The sequence below is a fragment of the Streptomyces sp. NPDC002573 genome (assembly GCF_042889625.1).
Lineage (GTDB): Bacteria > Actinomycetota > Actinomycetes > Streptomycetales > Streptomycetaceae > Streptomyces > Streptomyces gibsoniae.
In genome coordinates this window covers 23,862-47,056 of the sequence record NZ_JBIARC010000045.1, presented here as the reverse complement: position 1 = coordinate 47,056, position 23,195 = coordinate 23,862, and the positions used below count along the sequence as shown (strand labels likewise).

23 protein-coding genes are annotated in these 23,195 nt (G+C 67.5%); 8 read left to right on the top strand and 15 right to left on the bottom strand.

The features are described from left to right. Positions 1 to 20 precede the first annotated feature (20 nt). Positions 21 to 2,072: an ATP-binding protein gene (locus ACFYX0_RS32540; RefSeq protein WP_388975653.1), complete on the top strand. Its 2,052-nt coding sequence runs from the start codon at positions 21 to 23 to the stop codon at positions 2,070 to 2,072. A 108-nt stretch (positions 2,073 to 2,180) separates the two neighbouring features. Further along, positions 2,181 to 3,509 (top strand): SUKH-4 family immunity protein, encoded by a 1,329-nt coding sequence (locus ACFYX0_RS32535; protein ID WP_388975650.1) that lies wholly within the window; start codon positions 2,181 to 2,183, stop codon positions 3,507 to 3,509. Between the two features lie 21 nt (positions 3,510 to 3,530). On the opposite strand, the gene ACFYX0_RS32530 is transcribed toward ACFYX0_RS32535, so the two are convergent. Beyond that, complete coding sequence (locus tag ACFYX0_RS32530) at positions 3,531 to 3,959, bottom strand: hypothetical protein (protein WP_388975647.1); 429 nt, start codon at positions 3,957 to 3,959, stop codon at positions 3,531 to 3,533. A gap of 109 nt (positions 3,960 to 4,068) precedes the next feature. Here ACFYX0_RS32530 and ACFYX0_RS32525 point away from each other — a divergent pair, with 109 nt between their 5' ends. After that, the gene (locus ACFYX0_RS32525; RefSeq protein WP_388975645.1) at positions 4,069 to 4,725 is read left to right on the top strand and encodes a hypothetical protein; all 657 of its coding nucleotides are present in this window, start codon (positions 4,069 to 4,071) and stop codon (positions 4,723 to 4,725) included. A 290-nt stretch (positions 4,726 to 5,015) separates the two neighbouring features. Next, positions 5,016 to 5,672, top strand: coding sequence for a hypothetical protein (locus ACFYX0_RS32520; protein WP_388975642.1), 657 nt, complete (start codon positions 5,016 to 5,018; stop codon positions 5,670 to 5,672). Between the two features lie 89 nt (positions 5,673 to 5,761). Here ACFYX0_RS32520 and ACFYX0_RS32515 read toward each other — a convergent pair whose 3' ends face one another. The 3 genes from ACFYX0_RS32515 to ACFYX0_RS32505 all read right to left on the bottom strand — a co-directional run bounded on the left by ACFYX0_RS32515 (position 5,762) and on the right by ACFYX0_RS32505 (position 7,874). Further along, positions 5,762 to 6,163: a hypothetical protein gene (locus ACFYX0_RS32515; protein WP_388975639.1), complete on the bottom strand. Its 402-nt coding sequence runs from the start codon at positions 6,161 to 6,163 to the stop codon at positions 5,762 to 5,764. 178 nt (positions 6,164 to 6,341) lie between these two features. Then, positions 6,342 to 7,526, bottom strand: coding sequence for a PE-PGRS family protein (locus ACFYX0_RS32510; RefSeq protein ID WP_388975636.1), 1,185 nt, complete (start codon positions 7,524 to 7,526; stop codon positions 6,342 to 6,344). A gap of 21 nt (positions 7,527 to 7,547) precedes the next feature. Next, positions 7,548 to 7,874: a WXG100 family type VII secretion target gene (locus ACFYX0_RS32505; RefSeq protein ID WP_388975633.1), complete on the bottom strand. Its 327-nt coding sequence runs from the start codon at positions 7,872 to 7,874 to the stop codon at positions 7,548 to 7,550. A 227-nt stretch (positions 7,875 to 8,101) separates the two neighbouring features. On the opposite strand from ACFYX0_RS32505, the gene ACFYX0_RS32500 reads away from it, so the two are divergent. Continuing rightward, positions 8,102 to 8,584, top strand: a complete 483-nt coding sequence (locus ACFYX0_RS32500; RefSeq protein WP_388975630.1) for a hypothetical protein — start codon at positions 8,102 to 8,104, stop codon at positions 8,582 to 8,584. 29 nt (positions 8,585 to 8,613) lie between these two features. Beyond that, complete coding sequence (locus tag ACFYX0_RS32495) at positions 8,614 to 9,225, top strand: hypothetical protein (protein WP_388975627.1); 612 nt, start codon at positions 8,614 to 8,616, stop codon at positions 9,223 to 9,225. Positions 9,226 to 9,314: 89 nt separating this feature from the next. On the opposite strand, the gene ACFYX0_RS32490 is transcribed toward ACFYX0_RS32495, so the two are convergent. From ACFYX0_RS32490 to eccB, 11 genes are all read right to left on the bottom strand, one after another. Next, a complete protein-coding gene (locus ACFYX0_RS32490; protein ID WP_388975625.1) occupies positions 9,315 to 9,599 on the bottom strand; it encodes a hypothetical protein in 285 nt (94 codons plus the stop codon). Between the two features lie 349 nt (positions 9,600 to 9,948). Beyond that, a complete protein-coding gene (locus ACFYX0_RS32485) occupies positions 9,949 to 11,283 on the bottom strand; it encodes a hypothetical protein (protein WP_388975622.1) in 1,335 nt (444 codons plus the stop codon). A gap of 77 nt (positions 11,284 to 11,360) precedes the next feature. Continuing rightward, positions 11,361 to 12,485: a WXG100 family type VII secretion target gene (locus ACFYX0_RS32480; RefSeq protein ID WP_388975619.1), complete on the bottom strand. Its 1,125-nt coding sequence runs from the start codon at positions 12,483 to 12,485 to the stop codon at positions 11,361 to 11,363. Beyond that, entirely contained in the window at positions 12,482 to 12,820 is a 339-nt protein-coding gene (locus ACFYX0_RS32475; protein ID WP_388975616.1) for a hypothetical protein, read from the bottom strand. Before ACFYX0_RS32475 ends, ACFYX0_RS32480 begins: the two co-directional genes overlap by 4 nt. Positions 12,821 to 13,364: 544 nt before the next feature. Further along, on the bottom strand, positions 13,365 to 14,666 hold the full coding sequence (gene mycP / locus ACFYX0_RS32470; protein ID WP_388975614.1) for a type VII secretion-associated serine protease mycosin: 1,302 nt from the start codon (positions 14,664 to 14,666) through the stop codon (positions 13,365 to 13,367). A 121-nt stretch (positions 14,667 to 14,787) separates the two neighbouring features. After that, positions 14,788 to 16,242 (bottom strand): hypothetical protein, encoded by a 1,455-nt coding sequence (locus ACFYX0_RS32465; protein WP_388975611.1) that lies wholly within the window; start codon positions 16,240 to 16,242, stop codon positions 14,788 to 14,790. Positions 16,243 to 16,280: 38 nt separating this feature from the next. Further along, positions 16,281 to 16,631: a hypothetical protein gene (locus ACFYX0_RS32460; protein WP_388975608.1), complete on the bottom strand. Its 351-nt coding sequence runs from the start codon at positions 16,629 to 16,631 to the stop codon at positions 16,281 to 16,283. 41 nt (positions 16,632 to 16,672) lie between these two features. After that, positions 16,673 to 17,905 (bottom strand): type VII secretion-associated serine protease mycosin, encoded by a 1,233-nt coding sequence (mycP, locus tag ACFYX0_RS32455; protein WP_388975605.1) that lies wholly within the window; start codon positions 17,903 to 17,905, stop codon positions 16,673 to 16,675. Positions 17,906 to 18,184: 279 nt separating this feature from the next. Beyond that, positions 18,185 to 18,469 carry a WXG100 family type VII secretion target gene (locus ACFYX0_RS32450; protein ID WP_355921014.1) on the bottom strand — a complete coding sequence of 95 codons (285 nt, stop codon included), beginning with the start codon at positions 18,467 to 18,469 and terminating at the stop codon, positions 18,185 to 18,187. Positions 18,470 to 18,542: 73 nt separating this feature from the next. After that, a complete protein-coding gene (locus ACFYX0_RS32445) occupies positions 18,543 to 18,854 on the bottom strand; it encodes a WXG100 family type VII secretion target (RefSeq protein WP_311697200.1) in 312 nt (103 codons plus the stop codon). A 207-nt stretch (positions 18,855 to 19,061) separates the two neighbouring features. Further along, complete coding sequence (gene eccB / locus ACFYX0_RS32440; RefSeq protein WP_388975603.1) at positions 19,062 to 20,681, bottom strand: type VII secretion protein EccB; 1,620 nt, start codon at positions 20,679 to 20,681, stop codon at positions 19,062 to 19,064. Between the two features lie 351 nt (positions 20,682 to 21,032). On the opposite strand from eccB, the gene eccE reads away from it, so the two are divergent. Both eccE and ACFYX0_RS32430 read left to right on the top strand, forming a co-directional pair. Beyond that, positions 21,033 to 22,349 (top strand): type VII secretion protein EccE, encoded by a 1,317-nt coding sequence (gene eccE, locus ACFYX0_RS32435; protein ID WP_388975601.1) that lies wholly within the window; start codon positions 21,033 to 21,035, stop codon positions 22,347 to 22,349. Next, positions 22,349 to 23,191, top strand: coding sequence for a hypothetical protein (locus tag ACFYX0_RS32430; RefSeq protein WP_355921023.1), 843 nt, complete (start codon positions 22,349 to 22,351; stop codon positions 23,189 to 23,191). Before eccE ends, ACFYX0_RS32430 begins: the two co-directional genes overlap by 1 nt. The last annotated feature ends 4 nt before the right edge of the window (positions 23,192 to 23,195 follow it).

Sequence of the window (23,195 nt, the reverse complement as noted above, 5' to 3'; positions counted from 1 at the left end):
AGGACGGGGAACGGGGAACCATGAGCGGCTCGACCGAGGACTACGCACCGCACCCCCACATAGGCGGCCGGACCGCCGCCCTGCGCGCGGTCGCCGCGTGGCGCAGGGCCGCGCCCGACGCGCCGCGCGTGGTCGTGGTCACCGGCGATTCCGGCAGCGGGCGCTCGCGGCTGCTCACCGGCTTCCTGATGCTGTGCGAGCCGGAGTTCCGCAAGCAACTGCCGTTGGACGCGATGGATCCGTCGACGGTACCCCCGGAACTTCCGGCCCCGGCCGTGCCTGCCCCCGACGGGCTGACCGCCGCGCAGGCGCTGTGGCTGCTCGCCGACCACTACGAGCTGGACGCCACGAGCACGCAGGGCGTGTTCGCCGAGCTGGCGGCACTCGACGAGCCGGTGACGGTCGTCGTGCCGGATGTCGACCGGGCCGGTCCGGTACGGGCCGCAGGCGAGCCGGCGCGGCTTGTACGCGAGGTGCTCGCGCCCCTCGCCGCCACCGGGACCGTACGACTTCTGGCCGAGCTGCCGCGTCCGCTGGCCGTCGAACTGGCGACTGGCCTCGCGCCCGGCACCGTACAGATCATCGATCTCGACGAGCCGGAGTGGGCCGACCCGGCGGTCCTGGTGCTGCACGCCCAGGCGGCGCTGAATCCGGAGTTCGGAGCGCCCGAGCTGCCGTTCACGGTCGATCCCGCCGCACGCCTGGCCCTCGGCGCGGCCATCGGCCGCCGGGCGGGGACGAGTCCGCTGGTCGTTCAACTCGCCGTCCAGGGTGTCTTGATGGCGCCTGAGGGCTTCGATCCCGCCGACGAGGGATGGTTGCCGACCTCCGTCGGTGAGGCTCTCGACCTGCATGCCAGGCGGGTCGGGGCCGATCCGCAGACGCTACGGCTGATGCTGGCTCCGCTCGCCCTGGCCGAGACCGAGGGCATACCCGTTTCTCTGTGGGGGCGGCTGGCGAGCGCGGTCGCGGAACAGGACATGAGTCAGGCCATCGCCGGTGGGATGCTGCTCGCCGGGCCCTTCGTACAGCCCGAGGAGCAGCGGGCGGAGGAGGAGCAAGGCGGCGGACGGATGCTGCTCCGGCTGCTGCACCCCGCCATCGGCGACGAGATCCGCGCCGGCCTGCCGAACGTCCGCGCGGCTCAGACGCGGATCGCGATGGCGCTGCTGGAGGCCGTGCCGGGGCAGGACTGGAGCAGGGCCGACCCGTACGTACGCAACCACATCGCCGGTCACACCCTGGAGGCGGGCCTGCTGCCCCAACTCCTCACGGACCCCGGGTTGTTCGTGCACGCCGACCCGGTGTCACTGCGTGCCGCCATCGAGGCCGTACCCGTGGAGGCACTGGGCGCTCCGGCCCGTACGTATCTGCGTACGGCTCCCCTGCTGACGCGCACCCAGGTACCGCCTGCGCTGCGCGCCGCCCTGCTCGAGACCGCGTTCGTCGAAGACGGGCTGCCCGAGTACGCCGACGCCGTCCACCGGCTCGGCTTCGAGCTGCCCTGGCGGACGCTGTGGAGCCTGCCCGTCGCCGGGGTCAGCGCCGTAACCGTCGGTAGCCTCCCCCGTCCCGAGGGGCCGACCACGCCCGTCGCCGTCCTTGTCGTACCTGCGGACACTCCTGGTGCGCGTCCGGTCGGGGGGATGGGGGAGATCGAGATGAGCGCGACCGGCGAGATCAGCGGCGCGGACGGGACCGGCGACTCGGACGGGGTCGGCGGCTCGGACGGGGTCGGCGAAGCCGACGAGACGGACGAGACGGCGAACCGCGGCCGCTCCGCCGTACTCGTGCACGATCTCGTCCGGCCCCACCCCCTCGCCGACATCGATCCCGGGCAGATCCTGCGCCCGTCCGAGGACGAACGGGCCGCCGCCCCACTGGGGCTCAGCCGGGGCGCCGACTATCTGCGCGTCTGGGATCGGGCGAGCGGGGAGGTCGTGGCCGCGCTGATCTCCGACACGCCCTTCACCGCTGCCGACCTCTCCCCTGACGGCGTCCTCGTCGTCGCCACCGAGCGCGGGGCGAAGGCCCTCCACATCCGCCCGGCGGCCGCGACGATAGCCTCGTAGGACATACGCAGCCGTCCTCCGCCCTCCCCTCTTCTCCCCGCTTCCTTCCCTCCACCCTCGATCGACCTCGAACTCGAACTCGATCTCGACCTCCAAGGAGCCTTCGCCGTGACCAGCCAGGAGCAGGCGCTCGCCATCGCCGACCGTTGGCTCAACCCGGAAGGCTCGGCGGCGCCGCGTCGTGAGGTCAGGATGCGGGAGTTCGATCTGGGGTGGGTCGTGTGGGCCGCGCTCGAAGCCGCCGAACACGACCCGGTGACCGGGGAGCGCCGCCCGCCCGCCGAGGTCGGCGACGCGTGCGGGGTCGTCGACCGCCGTACCGGCGAACTGACGGTCTGGCCTTCGGCGCCGGTCGAGGAGGTCGTACGGATGTACCAGCAGAAGCACGGCGGCGGCGCGCAGGGCGGGGCAGCGGCGGGGGACGCCCGTCCGGTCACCGGTCCCGGCAACACCGCCGTCATCACCTACACCGACCCGGCCAACGGCGAGGAGACCACCCTCTTCCGCACCTCCGGTCCGGGCCTGCCTCCCGCCGAGTACCAGGCCTGGGCCGAGCTGCGGCGCATGAACGTCCCCCAGAGCAGTGTTCTCGCGATCCACACCGACCTGCGTCCCAGCCTGCTCCCCGGCGGCTACACCGCCGAGCTCCTCAATCAGTTCCGCAACGCCGAACTCTCCTGCTCGCAGAACTACGGCGCCCGTCCCGAGGACCGCGCTGAGGGCATCGCCGCCCTGGTCGAGCAGGTCGAGATCATGCACCGGATGGCCGGTCAGCAGCCGCCGCCCCACCCGCACCGCCTCCCCGTCCCCGCGCATGTGAGGCTCGCGGAGCCGATGCGTGACGTGGCCCTCGGCCACCATCTCGTGGAGGTCTTCGGCCAGGACGGCGTACGTCGCCACGCCGCCGACGACATCGCCGAGAGCCCGCTGCCCGAGACCACCAAGGCGACGCTCACCTGGGCAGGGCTCCCCGCCGACCTGCCGCTCTTCTTCACCGCCGACCGGCCCGACGCGCCTCCGGCCGGCGGCCTGTTCACCGACGTCGCCACGAATCTGCGCGAGCGCCGCAGCCAGGCCGGCGAGGAGAAGATCGGCGCCCTGGCCCATCTGGTGCGGATCGGGTTCGACGGGGTCGCGGTGGTCGCGGTGCAGTGCCTGCCCGGTACGACGGAACCGGACGGCCTCGGCGCGCTGTGGGCGGTGGACCCGGTCACCGCCGACGCCCGCTACATCAACGTCTCGGCCGCCGCGTTCGCCCGCTGTCTGGCCCTGCTCTCCACCACTCGGCAGCGGATGCAGGGCCTGGACCCGGCCGCGGCGGGAGCGGCGGTGGCTGCCCTGCAGGAGCAGCTCGCCGCCATCGATCCCTCGTCGCTGGGCAACCCGGACACATGGTGGTCGCTGATCGTCGAGCAGATGTGGCACGGGCTGTTCTGACCGGGCAGGGCCGACCCCGCATCAGTACAGCGAGAACCCACCGCTGTGCCGCGCCTGGCCCTTCTTCCCGGGCTGCGGGGACTGACCCTCCGCCCTCCTCGGGTCGGACTGCCCGGAGGAGGGGTCACCGCTCGTCAGCGCCTCCCCGTGCCTGATCTGCTCGCGCTCCTCCTCGGAGAGCGACTCCCACTGGCCGCGCAGGGACCCCAGCCCCTCGCCCAGGGCGTGGGCCACCGTGGGGTCGTCCAGGGCGCTGCGCAGGGCGAGCCGGCCGGACAGCAGCCTCTTCGCCGCCTCCTGCATGTCCTTGCCGACACCGTCGGTCTCGGACAGCTTGTGCAGGGCGGAGTTGAGAGAACGTATCTGTTCCGGTTCGAGCGCCTCGTCCAGCACACCGGGCTCCTGCGAAGAGCCCTGCGGATTCGTTGAGTTCGCGGGTCGCCTGGTCATGTCGCTTCTCCTCGCTGCCCTTGTCTCTCGGACACCCGAAGTATCTCCCGTCATACACGGATGCCATGCTGACCCCCCATCGGCCGACGAGGAGAAGGACCTCATTGTCATGGCTCAGACGCAGGGCACAGCACAAGGCAAAGGTGTCGACCGTTCCCTTACAGGTCTCGTCGGCAGAGCCTTCGGCCGCCTCGGGCGCGCGGGCGGCGTGCTCTTCCTCCTCGCCGGCCTCGCCCTGAGCGGGTGGGGCGCGTACGAGGGGGCGTACCTGGCGGGTTGGGCGGGCACGCACGGCACGCTGACCGTGAAGCAGTGCGAGGTGAGCTACCCGAACAACGCCTCCCGCAGCCACCGCAAGAACCGACGCCCCATCCGCTGTGAGGGCAGCTTCGTGTCCGACGACGGCAAGAGCACGGACGCGGGAGCGGCGGTGCAGGTCAGACAGCGGTACGCGCCGGGCACCGAACTCTCCGTGCAGCAGACGAGCGCGGCCACGACGGGTACCTCCGTGGACGGCGACTACGTCCAGAGCGGTACGGACCGCGCCTGGCGCTTCTTCAGCGCCTTCTTCGGCGGCTGGGTCCTCACGGGGCTCGGCGTCTTCTGCCTCGCCACCGGTTACGCGCCGTTCGGCCAGAGCCGCATCTCGTTCGACGCGGCATGGGAGGCGGCGGGACGGGGAGTGACGCGTGCGATCGTGATCGGGATGCTGGGTGTGGGGCTTGTCGGAGCCGGGGGGTCGTTCCTGGTCAGCTACTTCGTCTGACCTGCCCTGACGGCGAGTTGATTCCCGGCAAGGAGATGCGCTGCTCGTCGGAGTACGACTGCGGCATTCAGCAAAGCACTGGCCAGAAGCTCAACTAGACGTTGTGCTTCGCAAAGGTCTGAGGTTCGGCTCGTATTTCGCCGCCGGGCGCCGTCCGCCGTCCGCTGACCGGCGTCCCCCGGTCCGCCGTCCACCATCCGTCGTCCGCCGCCCCTCCACGAGCCCTGGTCGACGCTTGGCCGTCAACACCGGCCCGCTGAGACGTGGACATGTTCCCTACACTTCGCACCATGCCGTTTTCCGACGAACTCTCCCCCTCCCCCTCCGCCACTGTCGTGCCCACCGGTCAGCGAGCCTCGCGGCGGATGATCCCCCTCGGGTTCGTGCTCACGGCGCTCAGTGCCCTCGTTCTGTTGGGCGGCATAGTGGTGACCGCCGGACTCGGGGACGCTGGGCCGAGCCCCAAGGGCATCGGGGGAATCGTCATCGGGCTGTTCATGGGCTTCATCGGCGTCACCAGCCTGATCACCACCTGGGCGGCTCGCCGGTCCAGCGTGAGCGTGGATGAGACGGGGCTGTGGGTCGGCAACGGCAAGGCTCAGAACGTTGTCCCTTGGCAGGGCCTGGCCGGGGTCGGGTTGTACTGGTGCAAGGTCGGCAAGCGCGGCGTGCGGATGTACTCCATCGAGCTGTGCCCCAACACCCCCATCGACCGCGACGACCCGGTTCTGTGGCCCCTGGTCCGCGACGAGGAACCACTGCAGCCCACTCTCCCGCGGCTGCGCTACCGCCTGCCCGTCCCTGCCAGTTCCCGGGTGGCAGTGGTCACGGCGATCCAGCAGCAGGTGCCACAGCTGTGGTTCGGCGAGATCGAGCGTCAGGCCGGCTACATGGGCGTTCCGGACCGCAAGGGACACCGGGAGCGCACGCGCGGCGCCTCCCGCTGAGGAACGGGGGTCGGGGGAGGACCCTTGGGCACGCCTGTCCGGCACGCCCGGTAGAGGGCAGTCCGCCCCCGGACCCTCGCCCCCAAGGCTCAGCGCTGAGCCTCAGCACCGAACAGCCGCTCTCCCCGGCCGGAGACGCCCACCGGCTCGTCTCGCTCGGCACGTTCGCGAGCCAGCTCCGCCTGCTGCCGTGCGTCCCAGTCCGCGAACTGAGCCTTGGACTGCTGGCGTTCGGCGTACGTCTGGTTGTCGGCGGCCCGACGGATCTCGTGGAGCCGCTGGTAGACGGCCTCGGTGTAGCGGGGGTCCTGGAAGGCGTCCTTGACGTCGACGCGGCCGATCAACACCGCACGCGCCATGTCACGCAGGGTCGGGTCGAGCGAGGTCGCGTCGGCGATGGTGCGCAGGGAGCGGGCCAGCCGCACGGCCTGGTCGGGGTCCTGGGCGACCCCCATGAGCTCCTCGTCCTGGATCTCCCGGTTCGCGGTCATGGGTCCGGCACGTCCTTCCTGTCGACTCTGTCGACGGTGAAAGCGGTGAAGTCGTAAGGGCGTTGAAGGCGAAAAGGCATTGATGTCGGGGAACGCGGCGACCGCGGGATCACGCGTAGAGCCGTCAATCCGGTGCACCGGGTGCACCCGGTGCACCCGGTGAGAAGCGGCGCCGGTGTCAGCCGAACTCGCTTCGAGCCCAATCCCGCGCGCCCCCAGCGGTGCCTACGGTTCCGGCTGCGGAGGCGGTGACAGGGGCCCTGTTGGACGCCTGCGCGGTACGCGAGGAGCCGGAACCCGTACCGGAGTCGGTGTCCGTAGCGTCACCGGCCCCCTCCGTCGAGCGGGCACCATGTCCGGTCAGCGCGTCGAGACCCCGCTGTGCGCGATCCCCGATCGTCCCGGTGACCTTCTCCGTCGCGCTGTCCACGGCGTTGTCGACGTGCCCCGACACGTCCGGGTAGTCGGCGAAGGTCGACCCTTCGCCCCCGGTGGCCTCGTTCTCGAGGTCGTCCACGTACTCGCCGGCAGCCGTCTTGGCGACGTCCGCCGTCTCTCCGAGGTCGATGCCCGACCGCGCGTCGAAGTAGGTCTCGATGCTCTGCTGACCGATGTTCTGCGCCATACCGATCGCGGCCTCTTTGGCCTTGTCCTTGGCGGCGTCGACCACCTTCTCCTGGACGAACTGCTTGGCCTGCTCCTTGATCTGATCCTTCGCGTACTGCTTGACCTTCTCCTTGGTGACCTTCTCCAGCTGATCCTTCGCGTACTGCTTGACCTTCTCCTTGGTGACCTTCTCCAGCTGCTCCTTGGCGATCTTCTTGAGCGCGTCCATGGAAGCGTGCTCCATGGCCTTGGTGATCGCCTCCATGACCTCCTTCTTGAGCTGCTCCAGCAGCTCCCGGACGACCACGCGTGCGGCCTGCGTCGCGCCCAGTCCGCCGATCTCGGAGAGCCCGAAGGTGAAGGGCGCCGCCGCCTGCGCCGCGATGATCTCCACGGCCAGAGCGATGAGCTGCGCGATCACGGCCAGCTTCGCCGTGAGGACCGCCACCGCGGCCGCGTCGAAGGCGAGAGCGATCACTTCGCACGCGGTCTGCGCGTCCGGGATGTACCTGTCCTCGCCGTTCGCGCCCGTATAGGCACCCCAGGCCTTGGTGAATCCGTCGACGGCCGAGCCCATATTGCTCGCGATGACGGTGCCGGCGAAGCGTTCTCCCTGCGCCTGGATCCCTTGGAGTTCGGACCCGAAATTCCGCCAAGTCTCCGCGACCTCATGAAGTGCTTCTTCATCGACCTCGGGCCAGGAATAGCCAAGGAGGTCGAGCACCCAGACAAGCTCGCTGGGCAGTGTGAGCGACATGCCAATAGCCCCGTCTTTTAATTACAGTTGGTGAGAAATCCCGTTCAGCAGAACATTGTTGGACGCGTCAGCCCCGTCGTAGCCATGCGCCATGTCCTGCAGGTTGTGCCCGATCTGCTGGAGCCGTTTCGCGAGGCTGCCCATCGATGTCAGGATTCCGTCGCGAATCGGCGTGTAGACCTGGCCGAAGACTTCCCCGAAGTCCGCGTCCTCCCACGGCTTTCCAAGCCCTTCGAGGGTGTCCTCAAGCCGCTTGGAGGCATTCGAGAAATCACCCCCGAGATCGACGAAGTTCCCCCCTTGTGTGCGGAGCACACCAGTGTCCACGTCGAATGTCCCGAACGCCATTACTCTCCCCCGTAGTTCACTTGTCACAGTTCACATAGAACAACAGACGGATACCTTAGACTCCACCGCACGACCCAGCGAATCAGCTGGTCAACAGATCGTCAAGTTACCCAGGGGGACGACCGACAGTGGTCACGACACAGCCGCGGTACGGCAGCACAGGGAGCCTGTGGGCGGGAAGACTCCTCGGATTGGGACTGCTTCTCGTAGCAGCGGTAGTCGCCGCGGTGACCATTCTGGAACTGCGCAGCGAACTCGCCAGCGAGGGCACCGACGGAACCCTCACGGTTTCTTCATGCGAAACACACCCGAAGACCCACTACGGCACACACAGGCGCACCAGGGAACTCAAATTCAGCTGCACCGGGAGCTGGACCGCACAACACGGCGGAACCACCTACCAAGACGTAGTGGTGAACACTTCATCACGCCTTGAATCCGGGACTGAAATCCCCGTGATGCACGTGGACAATACCTTCGAGCAGCCGCAGGACCGGGCCCCCGGACGCGACGCGGGGATTCTCGCGCTCTGTCTCTCCTTGGCGGCATTCGGCATCTACTGCCTCCTCACCGGTTTCGGTACCCGCAACGGCCCCGGTTTGACGGCCTCCTGGCAGCGCCTGCCGTCCCCCATCGTCATCGGCCCCCTCCTGGGCGGCATTTTCGCCCTGGGCATTCTGGCCACGTTCGTCTGCGCACTCGTCCTGTGATGCCCGCATTCCATTCCGAGGAACCCTCAATGACACAAATACGCGGGAACACCGCGACGAACGCCGCCAGACCGGAAGAACGTACAGGCCTCGGCCGACTCATCGGCGCGGGCCTGATCCTCGTAAGCCTCGTACTCCTGGCCCTCGGCGCCTTCCTCGGCCCGTATCGCTACGCCACCTCCACAGCGGGCAAGCTCACCGTCCAGACGTGCACTGTCGACTTCAAGTACCGCTCGAGCACGTCGAGCAGCTCACGGAAGCGAACCAAGACCAGGTGGTGCTACGGCACCTTCACCGCCGCCGACGGCAGCGCCAATGACCTCAACGCCGAACTCAAGAGCGACGCCCTCTACCCGCGCGGCCACATCATCGAGGCCCGCAAGTCCGGCGACACCTCTTACCAGCAGGACCACGGCTGGGTCGGCGCCATCGCCGTCGGCTGCGCATGGTGGTTCGCCGCCCTGATCCCCCTCGCCATCGGCCTCTTCTTCACCGCCACCGGCTTCGCCTTCGGCGGCCCCTCCGACGTCCACCGCGCCGGCCAGGCAGCAAGCCAAGGCCTGCTCCGCACCATCTACGTCCTGACCGCAGCAGGCGTGATCGGCTTCGCCATCAGCCTGCTGGTGCTGTTCTTCGCATGAGGAGCGGCCCGGCGCCTCTCGAGGGAAACGAGGAGCGCCGGGCCGACGTGCTCACCACGGCATTCCAGCCGTACGACGAGCTTGCCCCGTTACGAGCTCTCCAGGGACGCCAGCACAAACGTCAACGGCAATGTGACGAGGGCGAGCACGGCCGCAGAGGCCGCCATCCCCGCATGCATCTCCCGTCTGCCCCGGACCGCCAGGTAAGCGACGACCGGCGGGAGAACAACACAGACGAGAAAACTGAAGTGCCAGCCCTCTTCCTTGACGAGGAAGACCACGGCACACCAGCAGACCAGCACCGATCCGAGGCCCAGACAGAAGCAACGCGTGAGGAAGCGCTCGAGCCCGTATCCGCCGCCGAAGAACTCCATGGTCCGGACCCGCCTTCTCCGCTACACCGCCTGGTGGTCATAGCCACCGCTCACCGGAGGGAACCCGTCCGCCGCCGAGAACCCGTTGACGGCCGTGGACATGGCCGCGCCCAACGCGGTGTGGGCTGCCACGTTGGCCGCCTCACGCAACCCCATACGACCGGAGACGACCCCCTGAGCCGTCTCTGAGCGTGGCTCGCGTAAGCCTGGAAGGGGTAAGTAGGCAGCACTCCGTTGCTAGCGGCGAGCCGCCGACCATGCCTGGCGCGTCACCCTGCGCGCGACGTCGGGCAGGCCCGACTCCAGTTTGCTTTGCACGGTCGGCCGCCCGGTGCACCCCGATCACCGGCTACGCTGCAGCCCGCTGCGTGGTACGCCCCTCGCTCACGACGGCACCAGCGGCCCCGCAGGCCGCCAGGAACCCAACGATCCCCGCTGCCCAGCGCCATCCGGTCGGCACATCGAACGTCAGCAGGACAGCGCAGGCAATGACAACGACGTAGGCCTGAAACGCCAGCGGATCGATGTAGAGAGGCCAGTAAGAACGCGGATCGAACAGCCGGAGCGGTCGATCCTCCTGCACAGCAGAACCCAGCTTCTCCACAGAGACCGCACTGCCGTTCAACGACCGTGCCTGGTCAACGCTCATCATTCCCTGCACCACCAAGCCGGTGTCGAACACCATCGCCGCAGGCGTTGTGCTTGGAGAAATCCGTGACCCTCGCGCGCCCCGATGCGCGTCCCAGCAGAGCCACAACGACTGACCCGTCATCGCCTCTGGCAGGCCGTTCTCGCTGGCAGCTGTGTAGAAGCGCGCCCATCCGGCATCCGTGCGGATCTCCAGATACTTTCCCTTGAGCGGCTGCTTCTGACCTTCTGTACCGAAATCTCCCCCAGTTCGCGCGTAGCTGCCCCGAATGGCCTTGTCTCTCTCGCTCAGTCGCGAAAACGCCCGAAAACCGTGTTTCGCCGACAGATGGTTGACGGCCAGGAACCACCCGAGCATCAGCGCGACGACAAAGAACCACCGCATGTAGGTCGGCATCGTCTCCCCACGCAGCTTCCAGCCAAGGCTGCGCTGGTCCCCGGCCACCGCTCCAAGCCGCGGCTGTGCTGGCGAATACAGCACCTTCACGGGGTCACCGGGACGCACCGGCTCATATGTCGTCGGCTTGACCGTTGTCGACACCGGCTCGTCGCCGGCTCTGACAGGCAGTCGGACGACCACTGTCGCGGTATATGGGTCCTTGCCACTGGAGGACTTTTGCCGGACGTCGCTGACCTTCTCCGCTCGTGCGACTCCGAACTCGCCTCCGGCCGAATAGATACGTTGCACCAGCTCCGGCCTCTGCGGAGCCCCCGCAGCCAAGGCGACGACTCCCACGAGCACGGCGGAAATCCCGATTCCCCAGGCAAGGCTTCGAAGCTGCTGGCCTCGCCTCGAAGGAATGTTCAGTGGTACCGAGGTCAGCTCCCGGGTCGAGCCGTGTGCCTCGTCGGCAGATTCAGCACACAGCGCCGCAGCGACTTCTCCAAACGGCCTCCGGCCCCCTGACGACCGGTGCTGAAGCGCGATCACCACGACGCAGACCAGCGCTCCGCCGAGAGACACCAGAACCAGACTCTGCCGCAGGTCCGGGGCCGTTCCGAACAGCCACAGCCACAGCACGGGCGTCGCCGCCATCAGCCCCAGGCCACCACACCACGCGCCGACTCTGGATGAAGCCCTAAGAGGCCTGCGAGTGCCTTCCGCCTGCGCCGTCACCCGAAGTCCTCGCGAATCCGGTCCGTTGCCGACCTGTGCTCACCCTCGACGCCCCTCCGAGCGGCCTTCTGAGCTTGTTCCGCACTCTTGTCCGCACCGGCGAACCCATCCTTCGCGGTGTTCGCGGAGACGCCTCCCGCTACTGGAGCGGCGGAACCAAAGGCGATGTCGGTTCCGACCTGCTGGTGCTCCGGCCGGTCCCCGCTGTAGGCGAAGTCATTGTCGTTCTTCAGGCCTCGAGCCACGTCATCGAAGCCCCTGTCGACCACCCTTGCGCCGCTGCCGAGTCCGCCGGCTGCGCCTCCAGTGACGGCGGTGACGGCCTCTTGCCTGATGTCGAAGTCCTCGCCTTTGCGCAGGGAGTCCAGATAGTCTCCCGAGACTCCTCCAGCAGCACCACCGACCATGCCACTGACAATCTCCCTACCGCCCAGCGAAGTCACGGCTTCACCCGCGGCAGTACCGACGGTCGCTCCGGTCAAGCCCCCGATCATGTTGGTCTCGAGTTCCCAGCCTTTACCACTCAGCTGGCTGGTAATCATGCCGCCCGCGGTGCCACCCGCCCAGTTGAGGGCTCCCTCAGTGAGGAGTCTCGCCGTCTTTCCCATGCCGCAGAGCCTCTGGAATGTGGTCCCGATAAAGCGGAGGAGCCTGCCCATCCGCGCAGCGGCGTCGAGGGCCCGCGTGACCAGCATGGTCACCCGCGCTGTACCAGCCGCGGCCGAGACACCCATCGTCAGGAACGACATGCCTACCGAGACCCCGATGGAGATCCCGATCTCCATGTAGATTTCGTGGATCTCATCGTTGACCTCGCGAATGCCCTTGGCGGCGTCCTCGAGGCCTTTGGCGGCTTCGTCGAAATCCTTTGTGGCGTCCAACACGGCATCGGCGAACTCCTCCCAGTGAGCCTGAAAAGCGTTCGCTGCCTCACCACGCCACGTGTGCCCGACAGTCCTCTTGACTTCCCCGTCCAGGCTCCAGACGAGGCCCTCGACGTCAGACTGCAACTTACGCCACGCCCTGGCCGCGGCTTCCAACTCTTCTGGGCGCCCACCGGGATTGATGACTTCGATGCCGAGTTCGATGATCTCCTCGGCCGCGGACTCGCCGCCGCTCACCGGTCACCATCCGCTTGCTTCCCGAAGAGGACTGCGAGGTTGTCATCAGTGACTTCGGTGTCTCTGTTCACTTTCCGCAAAGCGTCGGCGATCTTGTCCACATGCTCATGCACGGCCTTCATGGCACTGGCGACGTCCGCGGAGTACGCAACATAGGCGGATGTGACTTCCTCCGACTCCGTGAGAACACCGAATCCGTCTGTAATCGACTCTTCCCCTGTTTTCCCCTTGAATTCTTTCAGATGCGCCCTTAAATCGTATGCATACAGCTCAATTTTGCGGGCAAGAGTCCTTATCGCCTCAGGCTCGTAATATGGGATACCGTCGTCAGCCATTTACTGTCCTAATTTTGGTGGTGCGTGCTGCGGCACGCGGCTGATGAGGTCTCTCATGACTGATCTGACCCCACCTGAACCTCTCAGAGCCTAGAGCGCTCAGCTCTGTCTGGGGGAGGGGCGAAATCGGCCTACTGGCCCTGGTGCGGGGGTTGTTGTAGGTAGGGGTTGGGATACTGCGGGGGCGTTCCCGGAGGGGTGGGGTACCCCTGATAGGGAGTGGAGTGGTACGGCTGCTGAGCAGGTGGGTAGGCCGGCTGTGGCGGAGCATAACCCATATGAGGGGGGTAGGTTCCTACCCCAGGGTTGACGGGACTGGTCCTGGAGTTGCGGCGACTACGGATTATTGCGAAGACGACGATGGCGGAGATCACGACTCCGATACCGACGGCAAGGACGATGGCACCCACTGAGGAAAATCCCTTCGCATTCCCGGATTGACCGGCGTCGGTGTAATTGCTTCCGAGTATGCCGGGGAGTGACCGCCGCGCGGCCTTGTCGAGGTAGACGAACCCGTAGTCGGGCCCCGCGAAATCGCGAATCCCTACTGCCCTTGGCGCGGGGGCTGCTGGGTATAGGGGTTGGGCTGCTGCGGGAACTGTCCCGGAGGAGCGGGGTAACCCTGGTTGGGAGCCGCATTGGGATAAGGCTGCTGGGCGTTCGGGTAGCCCGAGCCCTGAGGGGAGATGCCACCGCCGGAGCCGGGATCGCCGTTGCCGCCGTTACGGCGGTTTCGCATTACCACGAAGGCGATCGCACCGATGATCACGACGGCTACAACGCCGCCAACGACGATGAGGGCGGCGCCGGAAGAGGAACTCTTCTTTTCGGCCTGGGTCGAAGCGCCAGTCCCCTTGGATCCGTCGGTGGAAGTGGAGCCGGACGCATCGAGCTGGCCGAGAGGATTTCCCTTAGGGCCGGCGGGGATGTTCATCGTGAGTGCCGAATACGGCCGAACGATCCCGTAGCCGTATTGTTCGTCGGGCGCCTTCAAACCCTTGTGATTCGCGAAGGTGGCCGACTTGATCAGACGGTTGATGACTTGGCCGGCGGTGAGGTCGGGGTATTTTGCGCGGACCAGGGCGGCGGCACCAGATACAAAAGCTGTAGCCTCCGAAGTCCCGGTGCCCACACCATACCCATTGGATTTAGTCGGATTTGCACCAACGATTTCGACACCAGGAGCAGTAAGCACTACCTGCTTTCCAGTGTTCGAGTCCCCCCAAAGGTTCGCATCCTTATCCACAGCGCCGACTGCCACAACGCCCGGCAGCGCAGCTGGCTCATTTACGGCAGCCCCGTCATTTCCTGTGGATGCGACCACTACAACATCATGCGCCTCCGCATAAGCGATCGCCTCACGACCAGCGCTTAGCGTCTTGCCCCCATCGTTAGAAAAGGACAGATTAATGACCTTCGCACCTTGATCCACTGCATATCGAACTCCAGCGCCCCAGGTTTCATCGAGATTCCTGTCGGTCCTAGTCTGAAGAGTACGCAAAGGTAGGATCTTGGCTTTCGGCGCAATCCCAATCACACCAGAGGTATTGCCAGCGCCGTGACCGTGGCCAGCAATAATGCTCGCCATCTTTGTTCCGTGCCCAACCAGGTCCTTTTGGGCATTCCCGCCGCCGGTAAAGTCTTTACCTGGAAGGACTTGCCCAGCCAGATCAGGGTGTCCGCCATCCACTCCAGAATCGACGACGGCAACGGTCACACCGTCGCCCTGAGATTGTGCCCAAACCTTATTTGCGGCGAAAACATTCAAGACCCATTGCTGATCTCTAACGTAGTCCGCTGAGGCAGTTGAAGCCGTAGTGAGGAGCAAAGCTCCCGTCAACGCCACGACTCCCGTCGTAGACCAGACTCGCTTGAAACCCACTTCCTTGCTCCTCACTCAACTACGACTGGTTTCGCCAGTACTACAGGCGAGCCGCACGCTCCTTGTGTGCGACTCGCCCATGTACCTACTCGATCGTCCGCGGTACGTTCTGGTTGCGGTCTTCTTCCGAGATCCAGGTCTCTTCGTCTTCGACCAGGTAGTCGGGACGCTCGTTCGGGGTGTTCTCTTCCTCGGACCGTCGGCCGTTCCGGCCGCCCGCCCCGCCTGCCATGGCGCCTCGCTGGGATCCACCGCGGCTGCCGTGGAGGCCGGCGCCGCCACCGCCCTTGCCCGATACTCCCTTTGCCGCGCCGACCACACCCCCACGAGCCCTCGCGAGGGCTCCACGACCGCCGAGGCCAGCACCGCCTCGGCCACCGGCACCAGCTCCGCCGGCGCCCATGCCGCCCATACCAGCCCGGCCGCCGACACCACGACCTGCTGCCGCGCCGCCACCGGTCAGACCGCTGCGTCCACCGCCGAAGCCGATCCCGCTGCGTCCGAGGTTCGACCCGCCGCCGGGACCTACGATATCCGGGGACTGAACTCCACCTGCGCCGAGGCCGCCACCGCCGCTGCCGCCGCCGAATCCACCGGTTCCAGGGCCGGAACCGGGAGTCGGAAGCGGGGAGATACCGTCCACCTTGGTACCAACGGTCGGGAGTTGCGAGCCCCCCTTGATGCCAGGATCTCGGGGAACCGTGGGAACTCCCGGAATGCCCCGGCCTTCGGGGACGGTTGGAGCTGGCTTGATGCTGGTGGTCGGGCCTGCGCTCCACGGCTTGCTACCAGATCCCGGACTGTTGGGTCGGGACGGAGCCACGACGCCCGGGGTGACCGGCGGCGGGTACTCCACCTGGCGGTTGGGTTCCTTGATGTTGCCATCGCCGGAGCTATTTACCGGGTTCTGTTGCAGGTTCCGCGTGATGCGTGCGTACTGAGCACCCAGATTTTCCATGACGGCAACACCGTTGAGCTGGGCTTCTCGACTAGCGCCAATCTTGCCTTCATCGGCCTTTGCGATCTGAGCGGTAGTCATCTTGCCTGCGTGGAGATCCTTGGCCACCGTTTGGCCGTCGTCCCACTGCCAGTCACTCAGAGCGTCGCCGATCTTGTCCATCGTACTGGGTTCCTTGACGGCGTCCAGTTGCTCTTTGTACGTACGCAACTGGTGGCCGGCATCGGCCATCTGGGAACTGTTGAGATCCGCGTGCCAGGCCGTATTTCGGATGCTCTGTACGATTTCGCGAGCCTTCTTCTCGAAACTCCCGGCTGCGTCACCCTCCCAGTGCTGCAGAACGTTGTCGACCGCCTTGTCGAGCAAACCGGCGATCCCACCCCCGTCACCACCGGCAAGAATCTCGTTGACCTTGCCCCAGTGTTGGCCGACCTCCTCGATCGCCCCCGGGTTGGTGCCGTCAAGCATCTGCTTGAGCTCTTTGAGTGAGTAGTCGATGAACTGAGTCTTGGTCTTAGGGCGTCCCGCGATGCAGGTCTCTTGCTCAATGACTGGCTTCGGCAGCGGTTTGTCACCGGACATTTTGAACGCTTCCCCTCTGTAGGTGATTCTCGATCGGCTTACTCGCCCCAACTACCGTTCGATCCCCCGGATTTACCACCCATTTGCTGCTTGTTCGCGTACTCCTGCTCGGTGTACTTGTCCTTCACCTTGGAGGTGCTCGTGCTGAACTTGTCGATCAGGCCGTGAAGTCCCTGAATCGCACCCTCAAGCTGACTCTTCGCGTCCTGGTGGGCAGAGTGCAGATCCCCCGCCTCCAGGAACGTACAAGTATTCCCGAACGCGTCCATCGGGATCTCCGTGTTGTACCGCGAAGTCTGTCCCGCCTTGTCCATGTCGTCCAGCAACGCCCAGAGCTTGCGGATGACCTCATCCAGTGCGCTCAGATCGACCCGCATTCCGTTGCTCATACCCCGTTGTCCTCTCCCCTGTTTCCAAATCCAAGTCTTGTCTAGCTCGACAGGCCGGCCCGGGCGGCTCGTTTTGTGCGCCAGTCTCGTACGGCGATGCCGCTTCCCGCGGTTACCAGGACCAGGAGCAGGGTCACGCCCAGGACGTACACGGCGATCCTGCGTTCTCGGTCCGTTTCGCTCTCTCCCATCGTGACGGCCATCGGGACGGCTCCTCCCGAGCGGGCCGCCGCGGGCGGGTCCGGTTGGGGGGTGGTGGCCGGCGTGGAGTCGTCCGACAGGGCCGCGACCGGGTCGACCACGCCCCAGCCGGTGTAGCGGTTGGGGCCGCGGCCCGGGCGTTGGGCGGACTGCTCGATGCGGGTGGCGATCTGGGCCGCCGTCCAGTTCGGGTGCTTCTCCTTCAGCAGGGCCGCGACGCCCGCGACGTACGGGGCTGCGAAGCTCGTACCGTCGGCCGTGCACTGGCCGCCCTTCGGGACGGTCGAGACCATGCCGACGCCCGGTGCCGCGACGTCCACGAACTCGCCCGCCTGTGAGAAGAAGGCGCGTTCGTCGTTGCGGTCGGAGGCCGCCACCGCCAGGACGCCCGGATACGAGGCGGGGTAGGTGTTCGCGGACTGGCCGTCGGCTCCGTCGTTGCCGGCCGCCGCCACGATCAGGACACCCGCCCGTACGGCGGCCTCGACCGTGTTGCGCAGCTGTGTGTTGTCCTGCTTGTCGGCGGTGTCCGAGGAAATGTTGATGATCTTCACACCCTTGGCCACCGCGGCGCTGATCGCCCGGGACATGGTCTGCGAGTTGCCCTGCTTCTCCTGCGCGCCCGTGTAGCGGAAGGAGAGGATCCTGGCTTCCGGTGCGATGCCCTCGAAGCCGGTGCCCTTGAGCGGGCGGGCGGCGATGATGCCCGCGACCCGGGTGCCATGGCCCTCGACGTCCTGGGTGCCGTCCGTGGAGCCGACGAAGTCTCCGCCGCCGGGGGCCATGGCGGTCCTCAGCTGCGCGTTGGAGTCGTCGACGCCGGTGTCGATCACCGCGACCGTGACACCCTTGCCCGTCGCCTGTCCGTGCAGCTGGTCCAGGAGGATCCGCTGGAGGGACCAGGGCGTGGACTTGATGACGTTGCCGCCGAAGACGCACTCGGCGGTCGACGAGGCGCCGGAGCCCGGGTCGTCGTCGGAAGCGGAGTCGCCGGCGGCGAGGTGGGTGGGTGTCGCCGGGGCGGCCCCTGCCGACGGGGCCGAGGCGAGGCAGATTCCTGTGGCTGCGAGCACGCCGAAGGCCCGCCGCAGTGTGCGGGTTTCGCTGTCGCGCCTACGCGAACGGGCTGTCGTGCCCCCCATGTTCAGGCCCCCAGGGCTTGCCTGCTTCCTTCGAAGCCGGGTCATGTCGGTGTGTGTGGAGATGCGTCGGCATCGATGGAACAGTGCCGACTTTGTGAAGATTCACGGCTCTTACTGTGCGCGACCCTTGAGACGGGGTCGGCCCAGCGGACGCCGTGGCGTCGGCTGGGCCGATTGTCCTCATGTCGTGTCCCTCGGGCCGCCGACGGCTCAGCCCCAGGTCGAGGCGTTGCTCTTCTCCGTCGCCTGGTAGTTCTCGGCCGCGCTCTGGAGCGCAGCGGAGATCTTCAGCAGGGTGGCGTGCAGGTCCGCGGCGGTCTGGTCCCACTCACGCTGCTTGCGCTGGTAGCCCTCCTGCGCCTCACCTTCCCAGGTGCTGGCGACGCGCTTGACCGCGGCCTCGAGGTCGTCGAGCTGCTGCTTGATGCGGCCCGCGGTCGAGCGCACGTCCGTGGACGCGTTGGTGATGGTTGCGTAATTAACGAGAATCGACATCGCTGTTCCCTTTCAGGAAGAGTCGAAGGAAAACGGTGGAAAGAGGTGAGAACTGCTGTCCTACGCGGCTGGATCAGCCGAAGTCGGACATGATCTTGCTGATCTCGGAGTTCTGCTGCTCTTCCGAAGCGGAGTAGTTGCTCCGCGTGGAGTCCACGGCTTCCTTGATGTCGTTGAGGATGTCGCTCATCCTCTTCGCGTCCGCGTTCCAGCGCTCCTGCAACTGGCGGTAGGACTGGGCCGCCTGGCCCTGCCAGCCGCCCGCGATCTGGTCGATGACGCCGTTCAGACGGCGGATCTCGCCCTGGATCTGACCGTTCGCGGTGTTGATGTCGCCGGAGAGCTTGGTCAGCTCGTCCTCTGTTACCCGGAACTGGCCGGCCATGTGAACCTTCCCCCATGTCGTTGTTGATCCGGGAAACCTGCACCAGGCACCCGGAAAAGGCTTCGCAGCCTTGAGTGCTGCAAACACTCTATCGTCCGCCTGTGACACAGTCACAGGCAAGACCAATCAGTTACACGGCTCACACACCTGAGCGATGATTTCGTGATCGATCGGGTCAACGCGAGTCCCTTGCAGGCCCGTTGGCGGCTACTGGGCCTGCGGCTGTGCCGCGCTACCGGTGTCCAGAGTCGGGCCCTTGGGGATGAACGTCGCCCAAGACTGCGGCACCACCGCGGGGTTGGAGACCTTCTCGTAGCCCAGCCGGGTGCGTGCCTTGTCCGTCTCGCTCGCACCGTCCGTCGAGGACGATGACGAGGACGAGGAAGCGGAAGCGGATGAGGAGGCGGACGAGGAGGCGGACGACGCGGTGGCCGAGCTGTCGTTGTTCGACGGGAGCGAGTAGCGCAGGCCCGTGTCGGTCAGCAGGTATGTGGCACCGCCGCCCCCTGCCGCCCCGGTGACCTCCTGGAAGAGCAGGCCCGAGCCGGAGGAGACATAGGCGCTCAGCGAGTCGGCGACGACCTTCTCGGGGTACGCCGTTCCGGCCCAGGCGGCCAGCTGCGGCTTCCTGTCCGCGCCGATGGTGCCGTCGTAGACGCTGCACGAGGTGGTGCGGGCCGGCTCGGTCGCCGTGGCCGCCGGGTTGGCCTGCCGCGGAACGGTCTGGGGCCAGCCCTTGTCCCCGTAGAAGGCCTCCGCCTGGCCGCCGTTGGCGGCGATGATGTCCGGGGTGGCGACCTTGATGTCGGTGATCGCGTCGGTCCCGTACGCCAGCTTGGCGGAGGGCGAGCTCTTGAGCAGGTTCGCCACGAAGGGCGTGATGGTGGCGACGTGGTCACGGAGGACGACGTAGTACTGCGTGCCCTGCGCGTCCTGCGCCTTGAGCACCCGGCCCACCTTCCCCGCGTCCTGGGGCAGGCCCTTGACCGAGGTCGGCTGACCCGCCGACGGAACGTCCGGGAAGCTGATGAGCCCGCCCTCGTTGAGGGTGTGCAGCCACTGCTCGCTCACCGGCTGCGGCCGGGCCGTGGTGCCTATGACGGCGGCGCGCAGCTGCTCCATGGTGGTGTTGTTCAGTGCCGAGGGGCCGCCCAGCAGGAAGGCGTTGCCCTTTCCGTCGACCAGGTACTCCTGTTTGGTCTTGGAGTCGACGACGTACAGGGCCTCGTCGGCGTCCACCTTCCCGGAGTTCGCCAGTGACTTCGCGTCGCCCGCGTCGAGGACGAAGACGGCACGGTCGATGGCGTCTTCCGAGCCGGCGGCCGGCCGTTCGCACACCGCCCAGGTCTTCGCCTTCTCCGCGTCCTCCTTGGCGGGCAGCCGGTCGGGGGCGTAGGGGATGCCGAGGGTCGCGCCGTGCGGGATGCCGCTCTTGTCGATCTCCTTGCCGGGCACCTCCAGGACGCTGCCCTTGTCCTTGTCGAGGAGCAGCTTGGCGGAGGCGTAGTTGAGGACGGGGTGCAGCGTCGGAGTCGCCTTGCCGTTCGCCCCCTTGTCGTCGAGGACGACGTAGCGCGTCGTGGAGTCGCTGTCGACGATGATGTACTCGCCGGGCGTGTCCCAGCCGGGCGGCGCCGACGGCTTGATCACGCCCCACGCGATGAATCCCACGACCAGTACGACGCCCATCGCCAGGCTGGGCATCACCGTCTGCATGGGGCGCGGTGCGCCTTCGTCCGAACCTCCCGGCGATGGTGCCAGGAACGCCGCGACGGTGCGCTTGCGAGCGAACGTATAGGCGGCGAGCTCGTCCCGACGCTTTGCCATGGTCCCCAGGTCTCCCGTTTTGTCATGCTCTGTGTGCTCGAAGGGCCGCAACGGCCGAGCAGGCATTTACTATCGCACTGCGCCATGGGGCGACGGTTCATCAGGTGCGCGGCCGCCCCCGCATCTTCACAGAGCCTCACACAGCGCACCACCATGCGGGGCCGGTCCGTGACAGGCTGGCCGTCCGGGGTCCCGGTGTCCCCTGTGTCGCCCCGCGTTCAGCAGCGGGTACCGTGAGCCACGCGCATGGATGACGTGGGCCATCGGTGCCCCTGGCCCGTCGCCGGGATCTCCGCAGAGGATCACCGCCCGACGTACGGCCAGTATTTCGCGAAAGGGATGTCCCGGGGGATGACCAGCGCTACGAGCACTCGGCGCGGAGGCCGCGCACAGCAGCAACAGGACGGCCCGGACCGCAGACGGGTGCCGGCCTCGGCGCCCGCCGCCGCGTCGCCGCGTCTGCTGCCCAGCCCTGGCGGCATGGGTCCGGTACGGCTGCCGCAGCTCGTTCTGGTGGAGCTGGCGGCGGCGGTCATGCTGGTCGCCTGGGTCGCCGACGCCTCCTGGCTGCTGGCTCCGGCCGGTGCCGTGGCGGCGCTGCTGCTGCTTCTGGCGGTGCTGCGCCGGGGTCACCGGCCGCTGCCCGAGTGGTACGAGACGCGGCGCGCGCTGAGGCGCCGTCAGCGCGACGCCAAGCAGCCCGTCCCGCCGGGGACGGACCCGATGCTGGCCCCCGCCGTGGAGTGCGACCCGGCGCTGCGGACCTACCGTTTCGTGTCCCGTGACAACCGCTCGATCGGCATGATCGGCGACGGCACCTTCCTGACCGCCGTGCTCTTCGTGCAGCCCGGTGACCAGCCGCTGCGCCCCGAGTCCGCCGGTCGGCAGCTGCCGCTCGGGCTGGTCCACGAGGCCCTGGAGGTCGACGGGATCCGGCTGGCGTCCGCGCAGATCGTGCAGCACACACAGCCCGCGCCCGCGCCCCATCTGCCGCCGCAGGCGGTCGCCGTACGGTCCTACGGTCCTCTCCAGGCGCAGTCCGGCTCGCCCGCGCTGCGGCTCACCTGGGTCGCACTCAAGCTCGACCCGGAGCTGTGCCCGGAGGCGGTCCAGGCCCGGGGTGACGGCGTTCCCGGGACGCAGCGCGCACTGCTGCGGGTGGCCGACCAGCTGGTGAGCCGGCTGGCCGGGGCCGGCTTCAAGGCGACCATTCTCGACGAGAACGAACTGGTGCAGGCGCTCGCGACGTCCAGCTGTCTCAACCCGCGGGCCAACGCGCAGCACGCCCAGGACGGGCGGGCGGCCCAGCGCCGTACGGTCGAGTCGGTGCGCAGCTGGCGCGTCGACGACCGGTGGCACACCACGTACTGGCTGTCCCGCTGGCCGCAGTTGGGAGGCGGCGGTGTGGCGCTGCCCGAGCTGGTCACGCGGTTCACCTCGCTCCCCGTGCTCGCCACCACGTTCAGTGTGACCCTGGGCAGGGCCGGCAGCCGGGGTGTCTCCCTCACCGGACACATCCGCATCACCACCCGCGGTGACAGCGAACTCGGCCAGGTGGGCCGGGAGTTGGAGCGGGCCGCGAGCGCCGCGAAGGTCGGTCTGGTGCGCCTCGACCGGGAGCAGGTTCCCGGAGCCCTCGCCACTTTGCCGCTCGGAGGTACGTACTGATGTCCCATCCCGCTTCGGCCATGGAATCGGGGCAGCGCGGCCGGACCCCCGGGCGCACGCCGGCGCATGTGGCCTCGCCCACCGACACCGGGATGATCCCGATCATCTCGGAGCCGCAGGCGCCGCTGGAGCAACGGCGCGTGTTCAGCCCGGGATTCGGGCTGCGCGGACCGCGCCGTAACCGTCATGTCGTCACCGTCGACGAGCTGGCCGCGGTCAGCATGCCGATCGGTGACGACGGTGTGATCATCGGCACCGACACGGAGTCGCAGCCGGCCGTGCTCGGTCTGTCCCGTCCGACGCCGTTCGACGTTGTCCTCGTGGGCGGTCTCTGGCTCGCCCAGGTGCTGGCCCTGCGCGCCGCCGCGACGGGAGCACGCGTGGGCGTGGAAACCGGCCGTCCGGGGGCCTGGCAGCAGTTGGCGCAGGCGGCCGGTGGCGGCCAGCAGTGTGTGACGGTCTATCCGGTGGGGCGGGTGCCCGCGCAGGGGCCCTCGGTCTCCAGCCCGGTGGTGCTGATCCGGGACTGCGGCGTCCGTCCGCCGCGCGGACGGGTGACCTCTCTGCCGTGGCAGGCCGTCGTGACGGTGCTCCCCTTCGTCAGCGAGCACGCGCCGCGCTGGCTGGCCCAGGCCCAACTGGTGGGCATCCAGCGCATCTCGCCGCAGGAGACCGAGGTCGTACGGGACACTCTGGGCATCCCGGACGAGCAGCTCCAGGCCCTGCCGACGCTGTATGACGGCGTCGCCCTGTGGTGCACCCGCAAGCACCGCAAGTTCGTCATGACCGAGCCCACGGACGCGGAGACGGGCCTTCTCGGCGTGGCCCGCCGGATGGACTGACGGC

Coding starts and splice junctions, on each gene's coding strand:
- ACFYX0_RS32540 (WP_388975653.1), top strand. CDS start 21: ATGAGCGGCTCGACCGAGGACTACGCACCGCACCCCCACATAGGCGGC.
- ACFYX0_RS32530 (WP_388975647.1), bottom strand. CDS start 3,959: ATGACCAGGCGACCCGCGAACTCAACGAATCCGCAGGGCTCTTCGCAG.
- ACFYX0_RS32525 (WP_388975645.1), top strand. CDS start 4,069: ATGGCTCAGACGCAGGGCACAGCACAAGGCAAAGGTGTCGACCGTTCC.
- ACFYX0_RS32520 (WP_388975642.1), top strand. CDS start 5,016: ATGCCGTTTTCCGACGAACTCTCCCCCTCCCCCTCCGCCACTGTCGTG.
- ACFYX0_RS32515 (WP_388975639.1), bottom strand. CDS start 6,163: ATGACCGCGAACCGGGAGATCCAGGACGAGGAGCTCATGGGGGTCGCC.
- ACFYX0_RS32510 (WP_388975636.1), bottom strand. CDS start 7,526: ATGTCGCTCACACTGCCCAGCGAGCTTGTCTGGGTGCTCGACCTCCTT.
- ACFYX0_RS32505 (WP_388975633.1), bottom strand. CDS start 7,874: ATGGCGTTCGGGACATTCGACGTGGACACTGGTGTGCTCCGCACACAA.
- ACFYX0_RS32495 (WP_388975627.1), top strand. CDS start 8,614: ATGACACAAATACGCGGGAACACCGCGACGAACGCCGCCAGACCGGAA.
- ACFYX0_RS32490 (WP_388975625.1), bottom strand. CDS start 9,599: ATGGAGTTCTTCGGCGGCGGATACGGGCTCGAGCGCTTCCTCACGCGT.
- ACFYX0_RS32485 (WP_388975622.1), bottom strand. CDS start 11,283: ATGGCGGCGACGCCCGTGCTGTGGCTGTGGCTGTTCGGAACGGCCCCG.
- ACFYX0_RS32475 (WP_388975616.1), bottom strand. CDS start 12,820: ATGGCTGACGACGGTATCCCATATTACGAGCCTGAGGCGATAAGGACT.
- ACFYX0_RS32465 (WP_388975611.1), bottom strand. CDS start 16,242: ATGTCCGGTGACAAACCGCTGCCGAAGCCAGTCATTGAGCAAGAGACC.
- ACFYX0_RS32460 (WP_388975608.1), bottom strand. CDS start 16,631: ATGAGCAACGGAATGCGGGTCGATCTGAGCGCACTGGATGAGGTCATC.
- ACFYX0_RS32450 (WP_355921014.1), bottom strand. CDS start 18,469: ATGTCGATTCTCGTTAATTACGCAACCATCACCAACGCGTCCACGGAC.
- ACFYX0_RS32445 (WP_311697200.1), bottom strand. CDS start 18,854: ATGGCCGGCCAGTTCCGGGTAACAGAGGACGAGCTGACCAAGCTCTCC.
- eccB (WP_388975603.1), bottom strand. CDS start 20,681: ATGGCAAAGCGTCGGGACGAGCTCGCCGCCTATACGTTCGCTCGCAAG.
- eccE (WP_388975601.1), top strand. CDS start 21,033: ATGACCAGCGCTACGAGCACTCGGCGCGGAGGCCGCGCACAGCAGCAA.
- ACFYX0_RS32430 (WP_355921023.1), top strand. CDS start 22,349: ATGTCCCATCCCGCTTCGGCCATGGAATCGGGGCAGCGCGGCCGGACC.